The organism is Nostoc sp. PCC 7524, from assembly GCF_000316645.1.
In the GTDB taxonomy this organism is placed as follows: domain Bacteria; phylum Cyanobacteriota; class Cyanobacteriia; order Cyanobacteriales; family Nostocaceae; genus Trichormus.
On record NC_019684.1, the window covers coordinates 3,587,238 to 3,607,085 of the forward strand.

Annotated in this window: 22 protein-coding genes; 10 read left to right on the plus strand and 12 right to left on the minus strand. The window is 40.9% G+C overall.

Annotation, left to right across the window (positions count from 1 at the left end):
- Positions 1-4: 4 nt before the first annotated feature.
- The 4 genes from NOS7524_RS14405 to argZ form a co-directional block, all read right to left on the minus strand.
- Positions 5-349 (minus strand): XisI protein, encoded by a 345-nt coding sequence (locus NOS7524_RS14405; RefSeq protein ID WP_015139209.1) that lies wholly within the window; start codon positions 347-349, stop codon positions 5-7.
- Positions 337-753, minus strand: coding sequence for an element excision factor XisH family protein (locus NOS7524_RS14410; protein ID WP_015139210.1), 417 nt, complete (start codon positions 751-753; stop codon positions 337-339). Before NOS7524_RS14410 ends, NOS7524_RS14405 begins: the two co-directional genes overlap by 13 nt.
- Before the next feature lie 154 nt (positions 754-907).
- Positions 908-1,411, minus strand: coding sequence for a DUF2085 domain-containing protein (locus NOS7524_RS14415; RefSeq protein ID WP_015139211.1), 504 nt, complete (start codon positions 1,409-1,411; stop codon positions 908-910).
- 32 nt (positions 1,412-1,443) lie between these two features.
- Complete coding sequence (gene argZ / locus NOS7524_RS14420) at positions 1,444-3,555, minus strand: bifunctional arginine dihydrolase/ornithine cyclodeaminase (protein WP_015139212.1); 2,112 nt, start codon at positions 3,553-3,555, stop codon at positions 1,444-1,446.
- 372 nt (positions 3,556-3,927) lie between these two features.
- Between argZ and NOS7524_RS30970 the strand changes: the two genes are divergently transcribed.
- A complete protein-coding gene (locus NOS7524_RS30970) occupies positions 3,928-4,053 on the plus strand; it encodes a GNAT family N-acetyltransferase (RefSeq protein WP_268741962.1) in 126 nt (41 codons plus the stop codon).
- A gap of 155 nt (positions 4,054-4,208) precedes the next feature.
- Positions 4,209-8,756 (plus strand): phytase, encoded by a 4,548-nt coding sequence (locus NOS7524_RS14430; RefSeq protein WP_015139213.1) that lies wholly within the window; start codon positions 4,209-4,211, stop codon positions 8,754-8,756.
- 85 nt (positions 8,757-8,841) lie between these two features.
- On the opposite strand, the gene NOS7524_RS14435 is transcribed toward NOS7524_RS14430, so the two are convergent.
- Together NOS7524_RS14435 and NOS7524_RS14440 are read right to left on the minus strand one after the other, a co-directional pair.
- A complete protein-coding gene (locus tag NOS7524_RS14435; RefSeq protein ID WP_015139214.1) occupies positions 8,842-9,273 on the minus strand; it encodes an NUDIX hydrolase in 432 nt (143 codons plus the stop codon).
- 366 nt (positions 9,274-9,639) lie between these two features.
- Complete coding sequence (locus tag NOS7524_RS14440; RefSeq protein ID WP_015139215.1) at positions 9,640-10,851, minus strand: TetR family transcriptional regulator; 1,212 nt, start codon at positions 10,849-10,851, stop codon at positions 9,640-9,642.
- Between the two features lie 181 nt (positions 10,852-11,032).
- On the opposite strand from NOS7524_RS14440, the gene NOS7524_RS14445 reads away from it, so the two are divergent.
- Positions 11,033-11,890 (plus strand): acyl-CoA desaturase, encoded by an 858-nt coding sequence (locus NOS7524_RS14445; RefSeq protein ID WP_015139216.1) that lies wholly within the window; start codon positions 11,033-11,035, stop codon positions 11,888-11,890.
- Here the strand turns inward: NOS7524_RS14445 and NOS7524_RS28740 are convergent.
- The 4 genes from NOS7524_RS28740 to NOS7524_RS14460 form a co-directional block, all read right to left on the minus strand.
- Positions 11,881-12,084, minus strand: coding sequence for a methylated-DNA--[protein]-cysteine S-methyltransferase (locus NOS7524_RS28740; RefSeq protein WP_083882612.1), 204 nt, complete (start codon positions 12,082-12,084; stop codon positions 11,881-11,883). The two genes, NOS7524_RS14445 and NOS7524_RS28740, sit on opposite strands and share 10 nt — an antisense overlap.
- A 49-nt stretch (positions 12,085-12,133) precedes the next feature.
- Complete coding sequence (locus NOS7524_RS14450; RefSeq protein ID WP_015139217.1) at positions 12,134-12,547, minus strand: HNH endonuclease; 414 nt, start codon at positions 12,545-12,547, stop codon at positions 12,134-12,136.
- 3 nt (positions 12,548-12,550) lie between these two features.
- Positions 12,551-12,757 (minus strand): hypothetical protein, encoded by a 207-nt coding sequence (locus NOS7524_RS14455; protein WP_015139218.1) that lies wholly within the window; start codon positions 12,755-12,757, stop codon positions 12,551-12,553.
- A gap of 75 nt (positions 12,758-12,832) precedes the next feature.
- Positions 12,833-13,438 carry a hypothetical protein gene (locus tag NOS7524_RS14460; protein ID WP_144050870.1) on the minus strand — a complete coding sequence of 202 codons (606 nt, stop codon included), beginning with the start codon at positions 13,436-13,438 and terminating at the stop codon, positions 12,833-12,835.
- Between the two features lie 146 nt (positions 13,439-13,584).
- Here NOS7524_RS14460 and NOS7524_RS14465 point away from each other — a divergent pair, with 146 nt between their 5' ends.
- From NOS7524_RS14465 to NOS7524_RS14490, 7 genes are all read left to right on the plus strand, one after another.
- The gene (locus tag NOS7524_RS14465; RefSeq protein WP_015139220.1) at positions 13,585-13,908 is read left to right on the plus strand and encodes a hypothetical protein; all 324 of its coding nucleotides are present in this window, start codon (positions 13,585-13,587) and stop codon (positions 13,906-13,908) included.
- A 49-nt stretch (positions 13,909-13,957) separates the two neighbouring features.
- Positions 13,958-14,182 (plus strand): DUF433 domain-containing protein, encoded by a 225-nt coding sequence (locus NOS7524_RS14470; protein ID WP_015139221.1) that lies wholly within the window; start codon positions 13,958-13,960, stop codon positions 14,180-14,182.
- Positions 14,179-14,511 (plus strand): DUF5615 family PIN-like protein, encoded by a 333-nt coding sequence (locus NOS7524_RS14475; protein WP_015139222.1) that lies wholly within the window; start codon positions 14,179-14,181, stop codon positions 14,509-14,511. Before NOS7524_RS14470 ends, NOS7524_RS14475 begins: the two co-directional genes overlap by 4 nt.
- A gap of 133 nt (positions 14,512-14,644) precedes the next feature.
- Complete coding sequence (locus NOS7524_RS14480; protein WP_015139223.1) at positions 14,645-15,346, plus strand: hypothetical protein; 702 nt, start codon at positions 14,645-14,647, stop codon at positions 15,344-15,346.
- Positions 15,347-15,379: 33 nt separating this feature from the next.
- The gene (locus NOS7524_RS29495) at positions 15,380-15,502 is read left to right on the plus strand and encodes a hypothetical protein (protein WP_327084583.1); all 123 of its coding nucleotides are present in this window, start codon (positions 15,380-15,382) and stop codon (positions 15,500-15,502) included.
- A gap of 62 nt (positions 15,503-15,564) precedes the next feature.
- A complete protein-coding gene (locus NOS7524_RS14485; RefSeq protein ID WP_015139224.1) occupies positions 15,565-16,485 on the plus strand; it encodes a ribonuclease D in 921 nt (306 codons plus the stop codon).
- Positions 16,486-16,764: 279 nt separating this feature from the next.
- Positions 16,765-17,607: a tetratricopeptide repeat protein gene (locus NOS7524_RS14490; protein ID WP_015139225.1), complete on the plus strand. Its 843-nt coding sequence runs from the start codon at positions 16,765-16,767 to the stop codon at positions 17,605-17,607.
- Between the two features lie 178 nt (positions 17,608-17,785).
- Here the strand turns inward: NOS7524_RS14490 and NOS7524_RS14495 are convergent, their stop codons facing one another.
- Both NOS7524_RS14495 and NOS7524_RS14500 read right to left on the minus strand, forming a co-directional pair.
- Complete coding sequence (locus NOS7524_RS14495) at positions 17,786-19,462, minus strand: sodium:solute symporter family protein (protein WP_015139226.1); 1,677 nt, start codon at positions 19,460-19,462, stop codon at positions 17,786-17,788.
- A gap of 9 nt (positions 19,463-19,471) precedes the next feature.
- Complete coding sequence (locus NOS7524_RS14500; RefSeq protein WP_015139227.1) at positions 19,472-19,726, minus strand: DUF4212 domain-containing protein; 255 nt, start codon at positions 19,724-19,726, stop codon at positions 19,472-19,474.
- Between the last annotated feature and the right edge of the window lie 122 nt (positions 19,727-19,848).

A 19,848-nucleotide genomic window follows, 5' to 3' on the forward strand; every position in this document is an offset into this window, starting at 1 on the left:
GCAGTCAAGAGACTACAGCAAAATCTGTATACTGTCTCATCTTCGGCTCATGAAATGCTAAAACAATGTCTTCTTTGGGAACTCCAGCACGAACCAAATCAGTTGCAATACCGTCTTCCGTCCAATCTTCTTCGATCCAGAACTTATCATCACGAATCCGCACATAGACAGTCATAGCAGAAATGCGATCGCCATTTTGCCAACCAAGATTCATCCAAATGTAATGAGCCTTTGATTCGTCCACAATTAAAAACGTCTCAATACCTGGATTAGGATTAAGGTGACACAGTTCTACATACTCAGTCAAAATACGCTTAATTAACTTAGGATACTCAGTTAATTTATCCATTGTGTAATCTCCTCTGTCTCTATATCTACAACAATAATTGGTAGTTGATGTTTCTTGAGAATAAGTTGAATTACATCCTGAGTGAAAAAATTATTGTAAGCAACTTGGCTCACAGAAATATATAATTTACGGTCTGGTGCTGTTTCCTCTAAAAGATAACGGTAGATGTCATATTGACCAAGAGCCTCTTTCAAATCTTGTATTTTTGATGCACTAATAAAGCTTTTCACTTCCACAACCAGTTTTTGCTTGTCTCGTTGGGCTGCGATCGCGCGATCAGCACCCAGATCAGCGTACAATGTTGTTCTGCGATACTGAATTACATAAGGGTCATGTGTAATTGCCCAGCCATCTTTTATAAGTGCGTTTTTTACTGCATTGTGAATAATATCTAACTTAGGCATAGTTTAAGTATAAGTTAGTCTTTATATCTGTCAGCTTCTAACTCTAAATTAAATAGCACTGTCAAGAATTTCTTTTCTGGGCATATCTTGGTGTTGGTACTTTCATCATAGAAAATTGTATCCACCTTTACTATTTGCTTTCTACAGTAATTTTTCAATCATGCTGCCAACCATGTAAAAATGGCATCATAAACAAACCCCAAGCCAAACCTGTAATTAAACCAAAGGGTGTGACTAAATAATTATTAAAAACCCATAAACCAAAAATTTGCGCTGCTAATTCCAGAGGATACGCCATCATCAACACGCTAGCCAACGCCGCACCATTCCAACCGTACTGACTCAGCCAATAAAATCCTTTACCACCAGTCACGGCATACAGCAAGCGAGTAATGAGTAATCCTGTGACAGTACCGTAGCAGCGCATACACACAGCCATGAGGAATGGGGTTGCTAAATCTAAGCCCATATGTGGTTGCGGACATACATGATTACCCATGAAATAAATAATGTCCGCAATACCCCCAAGTAACCAAACCCCAGACGCAGCCAGAAAGGGAGCTAATGGAGGGCCGAATACCATTCCCACCAGCATGAAGTCAGCGATGAAACTAACCCAGTTAATTTGCAACTCTTTTGTTAAAGCTACTCTTACCATTTCCCTTCTGCGCGTCTAGTGTAGTCCGTTGACTAACCTACCTTAGAAACGTAGGGGCTTGTCAACTTATCTAACTGCTGGATTAACAGACTGAGGAATAATCCTACGTCTGTAACTACACCCACTGATTCTATTGAACCGCGATCGCTCAATTTAGTCACGACAGCCGGGTTAATATCCACACAAACCATTCTCACACCGGCGGGTGTCATATTCCCTACCCCAATAGAATGCAGCATCGATGACAGCATTAAAATCATCTCCGCACCTTCGAGGTTTTTGGCGTATTCTTCCTGTGCTGCAATCAAATTCATTTGGGTATCGGGTAAAGGGCCATCATCCCGAATTGAACCAGCCAAAACAAACGGTACTTGATTGCGGACGCATTCATACATTACGCCGCTATGAATTACCCCCGCTTCTACAGCTTTGGCAATGCTGCCATGACGACGAACGGTATTAATTACCTTGAGGTGATGGCGATGTCCACCACGAACTGCGACACCCCGCTTCATGTCCACACCGAGGGATGTACCCATCATATTTTGTTCGATGTCGTGGACTGCGATCGCATTTCCACCCAGCAAGGCTTGTACATAGCCTTCCCGAATTAGCCGGGCTAGGTGTTCGCCGCCACCTGTATGAATCACTACAGGCCCAGCCGTGACAACTACTTTACCACCAGCATCACGGATTTTACGTAACTCCCAAGCGACTTGTTCCACGACCAATTCCACCCGGCGTTCACTGGAAACACCAGAGGACATAAAGGTGAATTCTTGGGCGTTGCGTTGTTCTCGTGATTCGGTTTTGCGGACAGTGCGGATACCTTGCACGTCTACAACTACCTGTTCACCTACCTTCAAATCACGTAGAATTTTACACCGTGCGAGTAAGCCGTTGGGGGTGTGAGTAATGGCGATCGCGCCGTCCATGCGCTGATTTTCTACTTTCACCCACTGCCCATTTATCCTAACTTCGGTAGGATAAATCGTACTGACGTAGAAATCATCAGGGGCGACACCATCTTGAAGCACAGGCTCAAGCTTGACATCTCGCTCATCTTGTGGTAGGTCTACCGCACCTAAATCAATCAATTGGGAAATGATTTCTTCCATCACCTCATGAGAAGGTGCGGAAACTTTCACTTCTGCGGCGGAGGTGCTTTGGCGTTGTTCTCCTAAGTTGAAATTGAGAACTTGGAAACTACCGCCAGTATCAACGATCATATCCAAAGCGCGGTTAATCAAGCCAGAGTCAAGCAAATGTCCTTCGATGCGAATAATTCGGCTTTCGACTGAAACATTGGCGTGAACTTCTGCCCGTACTGGTTCTGTAACGCGCAAAGTCAGACATTTTGCCGCACCACCAGCTTTGAGAAATTCGGTAAGTTGGGTTTCCAAAACACGGAAACCAACAGATGCTAAACGGGACTTTAAGCCCTCACTGGCTTTGTTCATAATCACAATGCTGTCTACATTCACCGCATTACAAGCAAAGTTGACAGCATCCGCTTCAGCTATGGCGATACGCTTTTCGGCGGCAACGCGCATTTCAATTAGGCGGTTGGAGTAGGAATCAAACGCGCCGGGGTAATAGAGCAAATAGCCGTTAGCTAAAGGACAAAAACAAGTATCTAAATGATAGAAACGCTCATCAATTAACCGCAGGGATAATACCTCAATATCCAGCCATTTAGCGAGATATGGATGAGAATCTAATTCTGAACGGAAACCGTAACCAGCCCACAACCAACGCCCTTCTCTATCTAAAAGTGCATCGCCTGCACCTTCAAAGGGTAAGTCTTTAGGTAATTCATAAACTGTGTAACCATTGCCTTCAAACCATTTCTTGAAGTATGGTTCTTCTCCCTGCCGCTCCTTGTGTAAAAAGCGACTTAAAACTACATTTTTACCCAAGACTAATCCGGCGTTAGCTGTGAAAACCATATCTGGCCAGCCTTTTTCCGGTGTCACCAAATCCACAATTGCGTGTTCTTTCAAAATTTGGTGTAGTCCTTGCCACTGTTCCACCGCGCGATCGCGTGATGATTTGTGGATATTACCTTCCATCCAGGGATTAATCACATAATCCACATCATAGTGGTCAGGAGCGCACATCAAAAAACGAATCCGGGAAGTCATAAAAATATTACAAATGCTACAGAATTAACGCAAACAGAAGTATGATCTTTTTTCGGTGGTGTATAATCCCTTACTTGGTATCTATCTCTGGATAGTCCCAGGATTGACAAAATTTTGGCTCTAATTCTATTAGCCAAAGCAATGGTAACAAACCTATAGGTAAGGACTTAGTAGTATACCTCTGAGGCTATAACCTCGTGCTATTTTAGCCACATTTATTGTGAATAATTTAAGTTTTAAATAACAAATTTAACTTTAACTTTAGAAGATAATCCTGATATCGAAGATATTCGGGCAGTAATTAGCAAAATACTGAAATATAACAACGATATTCAACAGGATAAGGATATTGCTTATCCTCTAGGCGTTTTCATGCGAGATGCTCAATGTGAAATTGTTGGTGGTCTAGTGGGGAAAATACACTGGGGATGGTTGTTTGTTTCTCACCTATGGGTAGCTGATGCGTTGCGAGGCCAAGGCTATGGACAGCAACTTTGACAACAACAGATTTAGAGGCGATCGCTACGTCAATAGATTCTCTGCTAACTTGGACACAGCGATCGCTTCCCTATGCTGTACCTAAGTATAATTCCTGATGATAATCAAAATTAGGTAGTTTATTATCCAAGCGGCATTTACCTCATCGCAAAACCATGACTACTCTACGCTTCTCTCAATTTAACGCTTCCCTGAATCGTGGTGCAGCAGGTCAATTAGTATCTGATTTAACTAATGTTGATAACCCTAATAATGATACAGCAACACAAGCTAGAATAAATCAGGCGAAAACTGTAGCCGAAATTATACAGCGCAATAATCCAGATATATTGCTAATTAATGAGTTTGACTATGCTCCAGAAGCGGTAGACTTATTTAAACAAAATTTTCTGGAAGTTTCCCAAAACGGTGCTACTCCTGTTACTTATCAATATGCTTACATTGCACCTTCTAATACAGGTATTGCTTCTGGGTTTGACTTGAATAATGATGGCACAGTAGGTGGAGGTAATGACGCTTTTGGGTTTGGGAACTTCCCTGGACAATTTGGGATGTTACTGTTATCAAAGTATGAAATTGATACGGAGAATGTCCGCACCTTCCAAAATTTCTTGTGGAAGGATATGCCAGGAAGCCTACTAACTGATGACCCCACAGTAGACAATCCTAACACTCCGGCCAGTGAAAATCTTAACGGTTTCTATTCACCGGAAGAGATTGAAATTTTGCGTTTATCGTCTAAAAGCCATTGGGATGTGCCAATTAAAGTTAATGGGGAAACAGTTCATGTTTTAGTTAGTCACCCCACCCCACCCTTATTTGACGATCCCGCTAACACTCCTCCTGATCAAATCATAGACTGGAACGGGAAGCGTAACCATGATGAAATTCGGTTTTGGGCTGATTATGTAACTCCCGGTAAAGGTGATTATATTTATGATGATAATCAGAAAACGGGAGGTTTAGCGGCTGGGTCGCGCTTTGTGATCATGGGTGATCAAAATGCTGATCCCAATGATGGCGATAGTTACAATAACGCAATTCTACAATTATTACAAAATCCAGGTATTAACACTAATTCTATCCCTAGTAGTCCTGGTGCAGCCCAACAAGCAAGTTCACAGGGTATTGCTAATAATAATCACAAAAGTAATCCTAGTTTTGATACTGCTGACTTTAATGATAATGCTCCTGGTAATTTGCGGGCTGATTATGTTTTACCTTCGGTGGACTTGCAAATTACTAATTCTGGAGTTTTTTGGCCACTGAATACTGATCCCACATTTCCATTAGTGGGTACTTTTACTTCTGGTATCCCTGGTGGTTTTCCTAGTTCTGACCATCGCTTGGTGTTTGCAGATGTGCAGATGGGAGCAACAGAAAAGGGTGCTAGTTTACCGGAAGTGGAATTTGAGGGAGAAACTACATTTGTCACAGGTTTTGTTCCTGGTGGTGCAGCAGGTACAGAAGCTGTTGGGGGTTTGTCTGGTGTTGTTTATGATGCTGGTAATCAAGTTTACTACGCTCTCTCAGATGCTCGTTCTGATGCGTCTACTGGGGGTTCAGTTAGGTTCTATACTTTTACCGCAGATTTGACTGACATTACCAACCCTCAAGTAAGTTTTACTGATGTTACGACTTTAACAGATGCTGAAGGTGATGCCTTTGCACCTTTTAGCCTTGACCCGGAAGGTTTTGCGTTAACCAATAATGGCACAGTTTTCGTTTCCTCTGAAGGGGAAGCGAGTGCTAATCGTGTGATAGACCCCTTGATTAAGGAGTTTAACCTATCCACAGGTCAAGAAATCAGATCCCTCCCTGTTCCTGAGAAGTTTAAACCAGTTTTTAACGATTTTAATAACAATGGTGTTTTAGATGCTGGGGAACAAACTTCAGGTGTGCGGAATAATTTGGCCTTTGAAAGCTTAACTATTACACCTGACCAAAAAACCCTGTACACAGCTACAGAAAGTGCTTTAACCCAAGATGGAGCGATCGCTACTACCCAAACAGGCGCTCGCGCTCGGATTATTCAATATAACCTGGCCAGTGGACAACCAGAAAAAGAATATCTCTACATGGTTGATCCAGTAGCGGAAGCATCATCACCAGCCAACGCTTTTACTGTTAGTGGTTTGGTTGATTTATTGGCTATTGATAATCGGGGTACATTTTTAGCATTAGAGCGTTCTTTTTCAGTTGGTGCGCCTGGTACTGGTAACACGATTAAAATTTATGAGGTGAGTTTGCAAGGTGCTACAGATATTAGCACTATTGACTCTCTCGCAGGAGATATTACAGGGATTCAAGCAGTTCAGAAGCGGCTACTGTTAAACCTGAATGAGTTAAATTTACCCAATGGTTTAGATAATATTGAAGGGTTGGCTTTTGGCCCAAAATTGGCAGATGGTCGGCAGTCAATTGTTTTGGTCAGTGATAATAACTTTAATGCAATTCAATTTACCCAAATTTTAACTTTAAGTGCTGATTTAGTACCGACGGCGACACCAAGGGTAGAAACCCGTCCTGATTTGTTGGATGATGAGACTTTACCGACAGATCAACAAGCTGATGCTGATGATCCGGCGATTTATTTACATCCTACAGACTCGGCTAGAAGTTTAGTGTTGACGGCGGTAAAAAATGCGGGTTTGCGGGTTTATGATTTGTCTGGGAATTTGTTACAAACGATTAATCCAGGGGGGATTCGTTACAATAACATTGACCTACAATATGGTTTTATATTAGGTGGTCAAAAAATTGACATTGCTGTAGCAAGCGATCGCCGCAACGATAAGTTAGCCATTTTCAAAATTAACCCTGATGCTACTGGTAATAATTATTTAGAAGACATCACTGATACTAGTATTGGTGCTATTTTCACACAACCCACTTTCCCAAATTCCATAGAAGATGAATCTCATGCTTATGGGTTAGCTCTTTATCGTAGCCCTATCACTAATGATTACTATGTTTTTGTCAATCGCCGCAATACTGGAGACGTTGCCCAGTTAAAATTAGTTGATAATGGCAGTGGTAAAATTAGCACGGAGTTTGTTAGAGGTTTTACCGTTACTCCTCCCCCAGAAATTGTAGATGCAGAACTGCAAACAGAAGGGATGGTAGTTGACCAAGAAACCGGTTATTTGTACATTGGTCAGGAAAATGTCGGACTGTGGAAGTTTGAAGCTGAACCAACAGGTAACAATCAAGGAAAACTAATTGATAGAATTAAAGAGTTTGGTGGCAGCAATCTTGTTGATGATGTAGAAGGTTTATCTATCTACTACGGTGCAGATGGCAAAGGTTATTTACTGGTATCTAGCCAAGGAGATAACACTTTTGCGGTTTATCGTCGGGAAGGAGATAATGAATTTATAGGCCGCTTTGCTGTGGGGAACAACGGCTCAATTGACAGTGTACAAGAGTCTGATGGTGCAGATGTCATTAACGTTCCTTTAGGTGCTAATTTCCCCTTCGGTTTATTTGTTACTCAAGATGGTAATAATGATCCAGAGGTACTGGTTGAGGATGAAGGAGAATTAGAAAACATCAATAGCAACTTTAAGTTTGTACCTTGGGAAAATATTGCTAACTCATTCCCAGAAGCTTTAGCTATTGATATTACTAGCTACGATCCTCGTAATCCTGTTAATCGAATTGCCGCACAAATTAAGATTTTACCTGCACTTAACCAAGTTGCTGATGATATTTTTCAAATTACTGGAGGGGAAAATCTTAAACTCAAAGTTACTGTTTTAGGACGTAATTCTCAGTTAGTAAATGAATTGGGCGTATTTACAGTTGATGATACGAATGGCACAATTGACGGTATTGCCCCTGGTGCGGTAGGTTATACAAATGCAGCTTTAGCTAGAAGTAAAGTAATTTTTTCTGCGATCGCAAATAATCCCAATGGCTTTAATCCTGCCAATTTAGTCAGATTATTAGAATTCAATGAAAATAATAATTTGAGATTTTACTTAATCAAAAATAGTTCTAAAGATGCTGTTAATACTGGAACAATTTCCTCAGATAACATCATTTTCTCTAGTAACTCGACACAAAAAATTACTAATTTAGGAACAGAGGGTTTTTCTCTGGGATGGACAGAAGGTTCTAGTAGTGAATTCAACGATTTAGAAGTAAAAATTAAAGCTGTTGATGAATCCTTTCCTTTGGGGACAAATTTACAAGGACAATCCCAAGGCGAAGTAATTGATTTACTTGGTGTTACTGGTTCTATCACAGCCAATTTCATCGTTAACCGTGAAGCCGCTTTTAATAACTTTGTTGGTTTCTACAAAGTAGCTAATATCAACGGAGGAATTGATACTAATAATGATGGTGTAGCCGATATTCTCCCCGGACAATCTGGATATATTCAAGCCGCCGTAGAAAATCGCATTGCGGGAATTGATTTAACAGTCAATAACCAAGGAACTGCAACTTATACTGGCAGATTTCAAGGTGGTTCTATCTTCGCACCCTTTATCATTATTGATGGCAGACCCGATGCTCTGCTTGATAGCAACACTACTAATGATCCTGCGGTTTACTTCCCTTATTTGGGTGCAAACGCTGATAACTTTGATCATATTCGTTTGTTAGGAGATAACGTCTTTGGTTTTGAAGACTTACCAAACGGTGGTGATCAAGATTTCAATGATGTGATTGTGCAAGTTAATTTAAGTGTTGTTTAGTCACTGAAGGCTAAAGCCTTCAATCGTGGCTTTCATCTGCTCTAAAGCCAGAAATACGCAACTACGTTGCGTTTATCTGGGGTTTTCAGCCAACCTTCTGATAAAATTTATGCTGGATAATCCCTTTTAATATCCGCTTGAGAGCAGCTTTTTTAATTAGCTTCATGGCTTGTTTTGCTCCTAGCCAGCGTCGATATCTTTTACTCGCTTCGGGATAATCACTACTAACTATCTCAACTGGTAATAAATACATCTTTACCTGGTAAGTTTTACCTCGTTTGCGATATTTATAACTACCTAATTTATTAGCTTTTACTTGGCCAATGACTCCAGCTTCTTCCCAGGCTTCTTTAGCAGCTGAAGCTGGTGGAGTCATACCACTGACAATCCCACCTTTAGGTATTACCCAACGTTGGCGATCGCGCGTTGTAATCAGCAGTATTTCTACTCTACCGTTTCTAACACGATAAGGAATTACCCCGGATTGCTTAAATACTTTGCTCACTTTTCGCCCCATAGGAATGCTCTCTTTGTCTTGCTGTTTTGGTGTACGATGTTTACTCCCAAATCCGGAGCGTCGATACCGGATTAATTTTAGTGAAGATATGTTTTACCTTATTAAAATTGATCCATACCATAAACTGATGTAAATTTTCTGAATAAAAGTACGCAAAAAATTCAGCTAGCAACTATTTGCAGCTAGTTTCTCCGTTAAGCCACCGAATGAACTACTACTCAAAGACAGACATAAAAGAGCGATCGCTCAAAAATAAGTAATAAAAATTACAGGGTGTAGGGTGAGATGAGGAGGATGTAGCTGGCTTTGCTACCCAGGCGTAAGCCTACCTACAGGGAGATTTTAGCCCTGCCCAATACCCAATCTTTACACAGGCTTCTGATCTAAACGCATTGCTTGCTCTAATGCTGCTTTTTCTTTGGCTCGATGAGCGTAGGGTTGTAGTTGAATGCGATCGCAACCAGTCAAAATACTCAAATTTTCTAAACTCATTCCCCGCATTAACATTTCTATGCGCCAAGTATGTTGGGCTTGGGTGATTTCTGGTGGTTTTCCTTGGGGGGTTAATAAACCTGCTGTCCATGTTTGCCAATGTGCCAATACTTCAGATTCAGATATTGGTTTACCTGCTGCATTCAAAAACATGAAATTCTGGCTATCTTTACGACTTTTGAGCCATTTAATTAAAGGATTATTCGTGTAATAACCATAGCGTTTGCCTAAAATCCACTGATTGACGGGTACTTGCCGCACATATCCTGGGGTGGTAATTTGCAGCACATGACTTTGAGGATCATAAATTTGGTGATTGCGCTGCAAATTGACTATTTCTGTTGGAGACAAGCCAGTGGCAAATAATAAGTAAGCGATCGCATAATCTTGCACTCCCGACTTTTTAGCTTGTTGAAGAATTTCGTGAACTAAAACAGCAGGTAAATCAGTTATGTCTTGGCAGTTTGTTTGCAAGCTGTTCATCCTTGATGACATAGCACCGTGGAGAAATAACTCCACCAAATTCTCGATAAAATCATCCCGACTTTCCCACAATTCATGAAATTCGCTGGTTAATTCAATCACGGCATATCCCAAAATCATGCCATTGAGTAAACTAGCCAATTTTTCTGCTGGGAGATAGGTGTTCAAATCTCCCTGTTGAATGACAGTAGCTAGATACTGGGCTACGTAACGGTTCGCCTCTGTTAATCCTCGTCCTAAAGCACGACGATTTTCCGCCGGAAATTGATCTGCTTCTCCTACTACAGAACGAACCAGTTCTGGCATTCTCTCTAATGCCTGCAAAGTGTCACTTGCATAATCTTTCAAAGCTTGGTAAACATCACCAGGAGGATTAGCCCGACTGACTAGGGATTCACCTAAATTAATAAAAGCTGCTGATTCTTCTAGTACAGCTAATAATAATCCATGTTTATTACCAAAATTGCGAAATAACGTAACTTCATTGACTGCTGCTTTTTCCGCAATTTGGCGGGTGGTGGTGGCACTAACTCCCTGAGCCGTAAACAACTCCAGCGCAGCTTGAATTAGACGTTGACGGGTGGAAACAGGTTGAGATGTCATAAAGAAAATGCAAGTAACACTTGCACGAAAAACATAGAACTGGTAGCATGGCAAGTGTAAGTGATACTTGCTCTAGTCTACTGTAATGAACTGGGTTGCAGAGTGGATAAATCCCTTTTGAGCTATGTAATGCACTAGATACAAGAGCAAATCTTTACAGGAACCATCAACAGGAATTTTTATGACTGCAAAAAATCTAGCCATTGCCTCTGAGGGAGAAACACCACTGCGTCTCAGGTGGATCAATGTGGTATTTTTTGGGACAATTCATGCCTTAGCCTTGTTAGCGCCTTGGTTTTTCTCTTGGCAGGCATTGGGTTTGCTGGTGTTTCTACACTGGTTGTTTGGCAGTATTGGTATTTGCTTGGGATATCACCGATTACTTAGCCATAAGAGTTTTCAAGTACCCAAATGGTTAGAATATGCGATCGCTATTATTGGCGCATTAGCTCTGCAAGGCGGGCCAATTTTTTGGGTGGGAGGACACCGCCAACATCACGCCCACACGGAAGATATCAACTTAGATCCTTACTCTGCCAAGCGCGGCTTTTGGTGGAGTCATATGTTGTGGATCTTATATCCTCGTTATGAGTTTTTTGATGAAGAAACCTATCGAAAATATGCACCCGACTTAGCAAGACAACCTTTTTATCGTTGGTTAGATCGCTATTTTCTCCTACTGCAAATTCCTATGGGATTATTGCTTTACGCCTTGGGAGGATGGCCTTTTGTCTTCTATGGTATGTTTCTCAGAGCCGTATTGCTGTGGCACTCTACTTGGTTTGTCAACTCTGCAACCCATATGTGGGGTTATCGCACCTTTGACGCTGATGATAACGCCCGTAATCTCTGGTGGGTTTCTCTCGTTACCTACGGCGAAGGCTGGCATAACAACCATCACACTTATCCCCATGTAGCCAAAGCTGGTTTTCAGTGGTGGGAGATTGATGTCACTTGGTGGAGTATTAAACTTTTACAAACTCTGGGTTTAGCGAAAAAAGTTATATTACCTCCGCCGCTAAACACAACTCAAGGGTAATTGACGATTACCTCATGGCGAAGCAACCAACGCTTACATTCTATTCCGCCTGCGTATCCTGTGAGTTGATTGTTTGTACCAATCACCCGATGACAGGGAATGGCGATCGCAATTGGATTCAGTGAATTAGCCAAGCCGACAGCACGATAAGCCGTCGGCTGATTAATTTTTGCTGCTAGTTCACTATAAGTAATTTCAGAGTATTAGTTTGATTATAAAAAGATCAACTACAAGTAGCAATTATCAAGGTGGTGGATGACGACCTAAAAGTTCTTGTTCTGCTCGGATTGCTAATATTAAAGAGCGATTCATCCGGAGTGCATTAATAGTAGCTCTTCCTGTTGCCGTCAATCCTACAACTCTCACACCATGCCAACGAAAATGTTCTTTCCACACTTGTTGACGAGGATTAAAAATATTTACTTTTTCACCTGTTTCTGGGTCTTCCACTATTTGTTTAGCAGCCTTGTAAAGCGAACATGAAACACAAGCAAGTGCCAAATTATCTGCTGCGGTTTTACCATTCGCCACCACAGGAATTACATGATCAATATGAAATGTTGCTTCTTGCCCTATTTGGGATAACCCACAATATTCACAGCGATTGTCTGCTCTTTGAATAACTAACCGACGTAAAGAATTTGAAATTTTGGACATTGATTATTTTTTTGTAACACGGTGAGACCGTAAACGAAGCAGAGATAAAAACTCAGCTAACTCAACCAATCCTTCTGCTTCTTGACGCTCTGCCTGGGTCAATTCCTCACCTGCATCCTGTCTATCTAGCAAAAATTGCAGACGTTCTTGAACTGCATTTGGTAGTTGAAAATGGGTAAGTTCTACAGGTATTTCAATTACTTCAGGCATAAACAAAGGTATTGTGAAAGAGTAGGAGATAATTAGTAGTCTTGATACAGTTAGTTTATATCAAGTTTTTTAGCACTAGACTAGACCAACCATTTTCATTGCCTGAACCACTTGTGGGTGCAATGTACAGTACCAGAAATCTTTTTTATGCCATTTAACAATAAAAGCTGTAGGAAATGGAGAACCATCAGAGTGTTGAGGCAAAGACCAATTTAGGTATTCTGCAAGCATCTCACCCAATCTTGCATATTGAAGATTAACTGCACCAAAATGCTCGTAGCCAGCAGCTTTAGCTAATTCGGGAGTAGTGCTGGTCTGATTCTGTTTATGATAGTGAGCCTTAAGCATAGCTCGATGTCCTTCAGTTAATTTGTCTGCAATAGCATTGAAAGCTTTTGCATATTTCTCAGCAGAAGGTAGAGGTGAATCAGTTTCACACTCAGGAGTATCGATAACTGTCTCAAAGTCATCTAATGCGGCTGAAATTAGTTCACTACAGAAGGCACTTTTTGAACGACCTATGATTTCAGCCAGCTTTTCTAAACGCAAGTTGTCTGTTTTTGTTAGCGTTATAGAAAATCTAACTGACTCTTCTTGACGCTGCAAAACCTTATGCGCTAATTCCCGAACCTTATTCATAACCAAATATAGAATCAATATCTGAATCAAAATTAGCATCATTAATGTCAGTCGTCAATTAAGGTAAGTCATAGCTAAGACTGCTCCTTAACTGCTGTTTTGGGCGTTAAGCTGAAATATACTGATGAATACCTACGGCTTCATTTACTTCACAACAACCGAAACTAAATTAAATGTAGTAATTTTCTATGAATAAAATGCAAGCTAGTGTTTGGAACACTGGTAAAAGCCATGAAATAGCAAATACCTATGGTATTCGCGTAGGTATAAAAAATAGAGATCAATTTTTTGATCAGAATTGGCAAGAAATTAAACTAGAGATTGATGATAAGACTTATACTTTCTCTCTTACACCTGGATTTTGGAGAAAATGTCCAGAGTTTCGTGATAGCAGAGAACAAGTTATTCGGCATTGGTTACTGCAATACAAAACATTGCAATGGAATAAAGGTGAACCACCCAAAGTAGAACTTGTTTCTCTCGGTTATGGAAAATTTCACTTACTTTCTTAGGGCAGTGAATTAGATTATGATGAAATTAAGTAAATACTCTCACTAACTCATGGACTACCAAAATATCATCACAATTGAACCTGAAAAACGTAGTGGTAAACCTTGCATTCGAGGAATGAGAATTACGGTGTATGACATTTTGGAATATTTAGCTAGTGGGATGACGGAGACAGAAATTTTAGAAGACTTTTCGGAACTTACATCTGAAGATATCAAAGCTTGTTTGGCTTTTGCGGCTGACCGCGAGAGAAAATTATTTGTAACATCCCTGTGAAACTACTTTTAGACGAAAATCTTTCTGACAGAATTATTCCTCAGATTGTGGATATTTATCCGAATTCAACACACGTAAAATTACTCGCACTTACCCAAAGTGATGATTTATTGATTTGGGAATATGCCAAAGCTCATGATTTTGTGATTGTTTCCAAGGATTCTGATTTTCATCAGCGTAGTCTTGTCTACGGTCATCCGCCAAAATTTATCTATCTCCGTGTCGGTAACTGCTCCACTGCCAAAATTGTGCAAATATTACGGGAAAATTACACCACAATTAGCATTTTTGGCAATGCAGAGCAAGAAAGTATTCTAGTATTAACATGATGTGTTATTGGCAACTGAATTAATCAATATCGCTCAACCGAGAAAATATAAATGTAAATCTAGTTTGGTAATGATATGAAATATACTGGTGAAGACCAACGGCAGCATTTACTGAGCAATAGCCGCAACCAGTATGAATGAGCATATACATCGATTGATTGAGAGTATTCATCAAGAGTTACTACCTGAGTTGCAAGTTGAGAGTGTCAATCCCTATGATCCAGTCGAAGTGCGCTATCTTCCCCATCCTTGGCAGCTAATTGGTAGAGGTAACTATGCGGCAGTAGTTTGTCATACAGAATACCAAGATGTGGTAGTGAAGATTTATGCACCTGGAAGACCAGGATTTACAGAAGAAGTAGAAGTATATCGTCGTCTTGGCTCTCACCCAGCATTTTCGGAATGTCTCTATGCAAAAGACGGTTGTTTAGTCCTCAAGCGGTTATATGGAGTGACTTTATACGACTCCATCCAACGGGGTTTGCGTATCCCTAAACAAGTAATACAAGATATAGATCAGGCTCTAGATTATGCGCGTCAGCGTGGGCTTTACCCCCATGATGTTCACGGGCGTAATGTCATGATGTATGAAGGTAGAGGTTTAGTAGTAGATATTTCCGACTTTCTTGATGAGGAGAAATGCTCTAAATGGAATAACCTCAAAAGAGCTTATTATTGGCTATACCGTCCCATCCTTTCACCACTCCGGCTAAGGATTCCTTACTTTATACTTAATTTTATTCGTAAATCTTATCGCTGCTTGACTTTATTGAAAAAGAGAACACAGAAATCTGTTAGTCCCAATTCCTCTGCTTCCCTAAGCACCCGCAGTTAGGAACTTTGTTACACTCAGAGCAAACAGTTTGTAGTGACAAAAATTATGATTGTCGCCAAACCCTTATGCCTAAAGCTGGATGAGTTTCTCCAACTACCACAAACAAAGCCGGCTAGTGAGTATATTGATGGTGACATTAGTTATCAAGTTGGTTAATCAAGTGACGGCTAAATGTTAATTTGGGAAACTGGAACCCAAAACTCAGGAAATATTAACAAATGCCATATTTGAGTGATGCGCGTGAGATTAGTGCCATAGTTGCCGAATATACTCAAGCTACTACTCTGTGGATAGATACCGAAGTAGCAGAATATAAAAGTCGTAATCCTAGATTATCACTGATTCAGGTCTTAGATGATCCTCACGATATGAGTGGCGATCGCGTTTACCTTTTAGATGTCCTGAATCAGCCTGAAGTCATAGCTGAATTTATTGAGCAGATTATGGTCAATCCAGCTATTGAAAAGGTGTTTCACAATGCTAACTTTGATCTGAAATTTCTTGGTAATAAACAAGCTAAAAATATCACTTGCACCTGGGAATTAGCTAAAAAAATTCCTTACTATCTTTTACCATTACCAAACTACCAATTACAAACTTTAGCTACAGAATTATGTAATTTTAATTATATTGATAAACAAGAACAAAGTAGCGATTGGGGACGCAGACCACTGAGTGAAGAACAAATTGAATATGCTTATTTAGACTGTATTTATCTTGCTCAAATACATCAAGGTTTGTTAGAATTACAATTAGTAAGTAACCCAGACCCGGAATCAGAAGATTTAACAGTTCTGGGCGCACAGTTCACTCAAATTGAAGAACAGTGGAAGCTGTTAAATTCTGAGTATGAGCATCTACAAGAGCGTTTAAGAAGAGCGATGCAAGCTCAAAATGTCTCAGAAACGGCGTTTTATAAACTGAGTAGTTACGAACGCAAAGTTGTCAAAGTGCAGTTTGTAGAACTGGCAAGACTGGTAGAAAACCAAGGGATTAATTTAGATTTTCCGGTTACACTCACTCAGAAGCTGCAAAAAGATTTAGGGGAGAATCTCGAACAGTTGTCTGTAGATATCGAACAAAGTACATCTTGGCGGCTGTCTCCTCAAAAACCGGGAAGTGATGCACAGGAGGCATAAATCTCTTAACTTAGCTAGTCAAAAAACTATATATTTTTGATGAAAAAGTTAAGTTATTAATTGGATAAAATCTTAAAAGTATAATAAATAACAATATAATTTATTTCATAAAATTCCCGGTTGATACAACAGACTACTGTTAATTAAACCTAGAGGATAGGAGGTAGACGCGTCAATTGACTGGGCAAATCGATCAATAGTTAGCATCCATTGGAAGTTAGTGAATTCACTAACTTGGTACTAATTAAATCCAGTTGTCATGACGATTGTGAGCAACTTATGAAACTGCGGTTATTGGAGCAAGGGCGGGTGAAGTTCAACAAAATATTGACTATAGGTGTGTTTACCGCACTAAGCGCAATTACCATTGTTTCTTGTAGTAACACTAAAGACGTTTTAGTGACGGAAATTGGAGTCAATCCTCCTAGCCGTCGGGCAAGTAAAAACTCTCAAGCTGGTTCAGCTTATATTCAAGGACAAAAACAGCACGCTCAAGGTAATTTGCAAGCAGCGATCGCCTCCTATAATCAAGCTCTCAGTCAAGATCCGGAATATGCTGCTGCTTACAAAGCCAGAGGATTAACTTACTTTGATTTAGGAGACAAACAAAAAGCGATCGCAGATTACAACGAAGCCATTCGCCTTGCTGCCAACGATGCGGAAGCCTTCAATCTTCGGGGCAACGCCCGCGCATCTCTGGGTGATCAAAGAGGCGCGATTACAGACTACAACGAAGCGATTCGCCTGTCTCCCAATTATGCCGAAGCCTACAATAATCGGGGCAATGCCCTTTCTGTACAGGGAGACAAAAGCGGCTCTATCGAAGATTTTAACCAAGCTATTCGCCTCAATCCCAGATATGCGATCGCCTACAACAACCGAGGTAACGCCCGTGCTGCTCAAGGTGACTTACAAGGGGCAATCAGCGATTATAACCAAGCCATTCGCCTCAATCGTAATTTTGGCCCCGCTTACAACAACCGGGGAAACGCCCGTGCAGCCCAAGGTGACAGACAAGCAGCCTTACAAGACTTGCAAAAAGCGGCAGATATTTTTCAGAAACAAAACAATAATGATTTATACCAACAGGTGATGAACAACATCCAAGAATTGGGACAGTAGTAATCTATATTTAACGTGCGCCTCCGTTGGAGATTCACGTTATAAATCGGTACCGTTCAGTTAAGGCTAAAAATTAAAGCTGGGGTAGCAAAAATCATCGCCGACAATTATTTGACTAAATTTGATTCTACAAATAGGGACACAGATAGGCTGTGTCCTTATATATACGTATTATTATTTAGTGCAGAAGTATTTCAGATTCATCTTCAATTGTCGGAGAACGTAAATCTTCTACCATCGCCTGAATCTCGGCTGGCGGTGGAGGGGTGAGACGAGAAACTACTAGCGTCACCACCAAGTTAATCAGCATACCCAAAGTACCAATCCCTTCGGGAGATACGCCAAAAAACCAAGGCTGTACACCTCCGAACTTCACACCGATGATGTAGACAATGGTAAAAATTAATCCTGTCAACATCCCCGCGATCGCACCTTGGGAATTGGTACGCTTATCGAAAATCCCCAAAACTATCACTGGGAAGAAGCTAGCAGCTGCTAAACCAAAGGCAAAAGCTACCACTTCACTCACAAACCCCGGCGGATTTACACCAAAGTAACCAGCCAACACCAAGGATAAACCCACCATCACACGCCCGACAAACACCCGTTTGTGTTCTGAGGCGCTGGAATCAATAATGCGGTAATAAATATCATGAGCAACGGAACTAGATATAACTAGCAACAAACCTGATGCTGTAGATAAAGCCGCCGCTAACCCACCAGCTGCTACCAAAGCAATCACCCACGGGGCGAGTTTGGCTACCTCTGGGGTAGATAGCACAATGATATCTCGGTCAATTTTAATTTCGTTGGTGTCTTTATTAGGGGTTAACTGAAAACGCCCATCTTGATTTTTATCCTCGAATGTCAGCAGTCCCGTTTTTTCCCACTTGTTCGCCCAGTCTAACTGCTGTACTTCTGTGACTGTGTGATTATGCAGAGAATCAATCAAGTTATAACGGGCAAACATGGAAAGTGCCGGTGCTGTAGTGTACAGAATGGCAATGAATAACAATGCCCAACCAGCAGAAAACCTAGCAGCCCGTACACTGGGAACTGTGTAAAACCTAACGATAATATGAGGTAAGCCAGCCGTACCCACCATCAAGGCAATTGTGGTGAACAGTACATCTAGCATGGACTTGTTCACAAAAGGCTGAGTATATTCTTGAAACCCTAAATCAACCTGAATTTGATTGAGTTTGGTAGCAACATCACTAAAGGTAAACGCTAACTGGGGGATGGGATTACCAGTGAGTATCCAGGCGATCGCCACAGCCGGAATCAAGTAAGCTAAAATCAACACACCGTACTGGGCTACTTGTGTCCAGGTGATGCCTTTCATCCCACCTAAGACAGCAAAAAAGCCGACAATCACCATCCCGATGATCACACCAGTGTTGATGTCTACCTGTAAGAAACGGCTAAAGACAATACCCACACCGCGCATTTGCCCAGCAACGTAGGTAAGAGAGACGAAAATGGCTGCTACTACTGCCACTAAACGAGCGATATTTGAATAGTAGCGATCGCCTACAAAATCTGGCACTGTATACTTACCAAATTTCCGCAGATAGGGAGCGAGTAATAAAGCTAGCAGCACATAACCGCCAGTCCATCCCATCAAATAGATAGAACCGTCGTAACCCAAAAAAGAAATCAGCCCCGCCATAGAAATAAACGAAGCCGCAGACATCCAATCGGCGGCGGTGGCTGCACCATTAGCAATAGAAGGGATATCTTGTCCTGCTACATAAAAGTCTTTGCTACTTTTAACTCGTGATTGCCAACCGATGTAAATATAAGCAACAAAAGACAGTCCAACTATTAAAATCGTCCAAGTTTCAACTGACACTGTTTTTCCTTACTTCTTGATATTATATTTGCGGTCTAATTTGTCCATTTGAAAGGCATAAACGAAAATCAATCCTACAAATACGAGGATTGATCCTTGTTGTGCCATCCAAAAGCCGAACGGTACGCCAAAAAAGCGAAATCCATTCAATGGTTGAACTAACAAAATACTAAAAACTAGGGAAACCAGTACCCAAATAATTAAAAGATTGCGAATTAAAGCCGTATTAGCACGCCAATAAGATTGACGTTGATGTTCATTCATGGTTGTCTAGCGTAAGTGCATCAAGAATCTTACCAATAAGCCGTGATTACGCTAGATGATCTGGTATATTTCTTTATTTATTTATTAAATTTTATTAAAATTACCCATTGTAAAAAAATCTT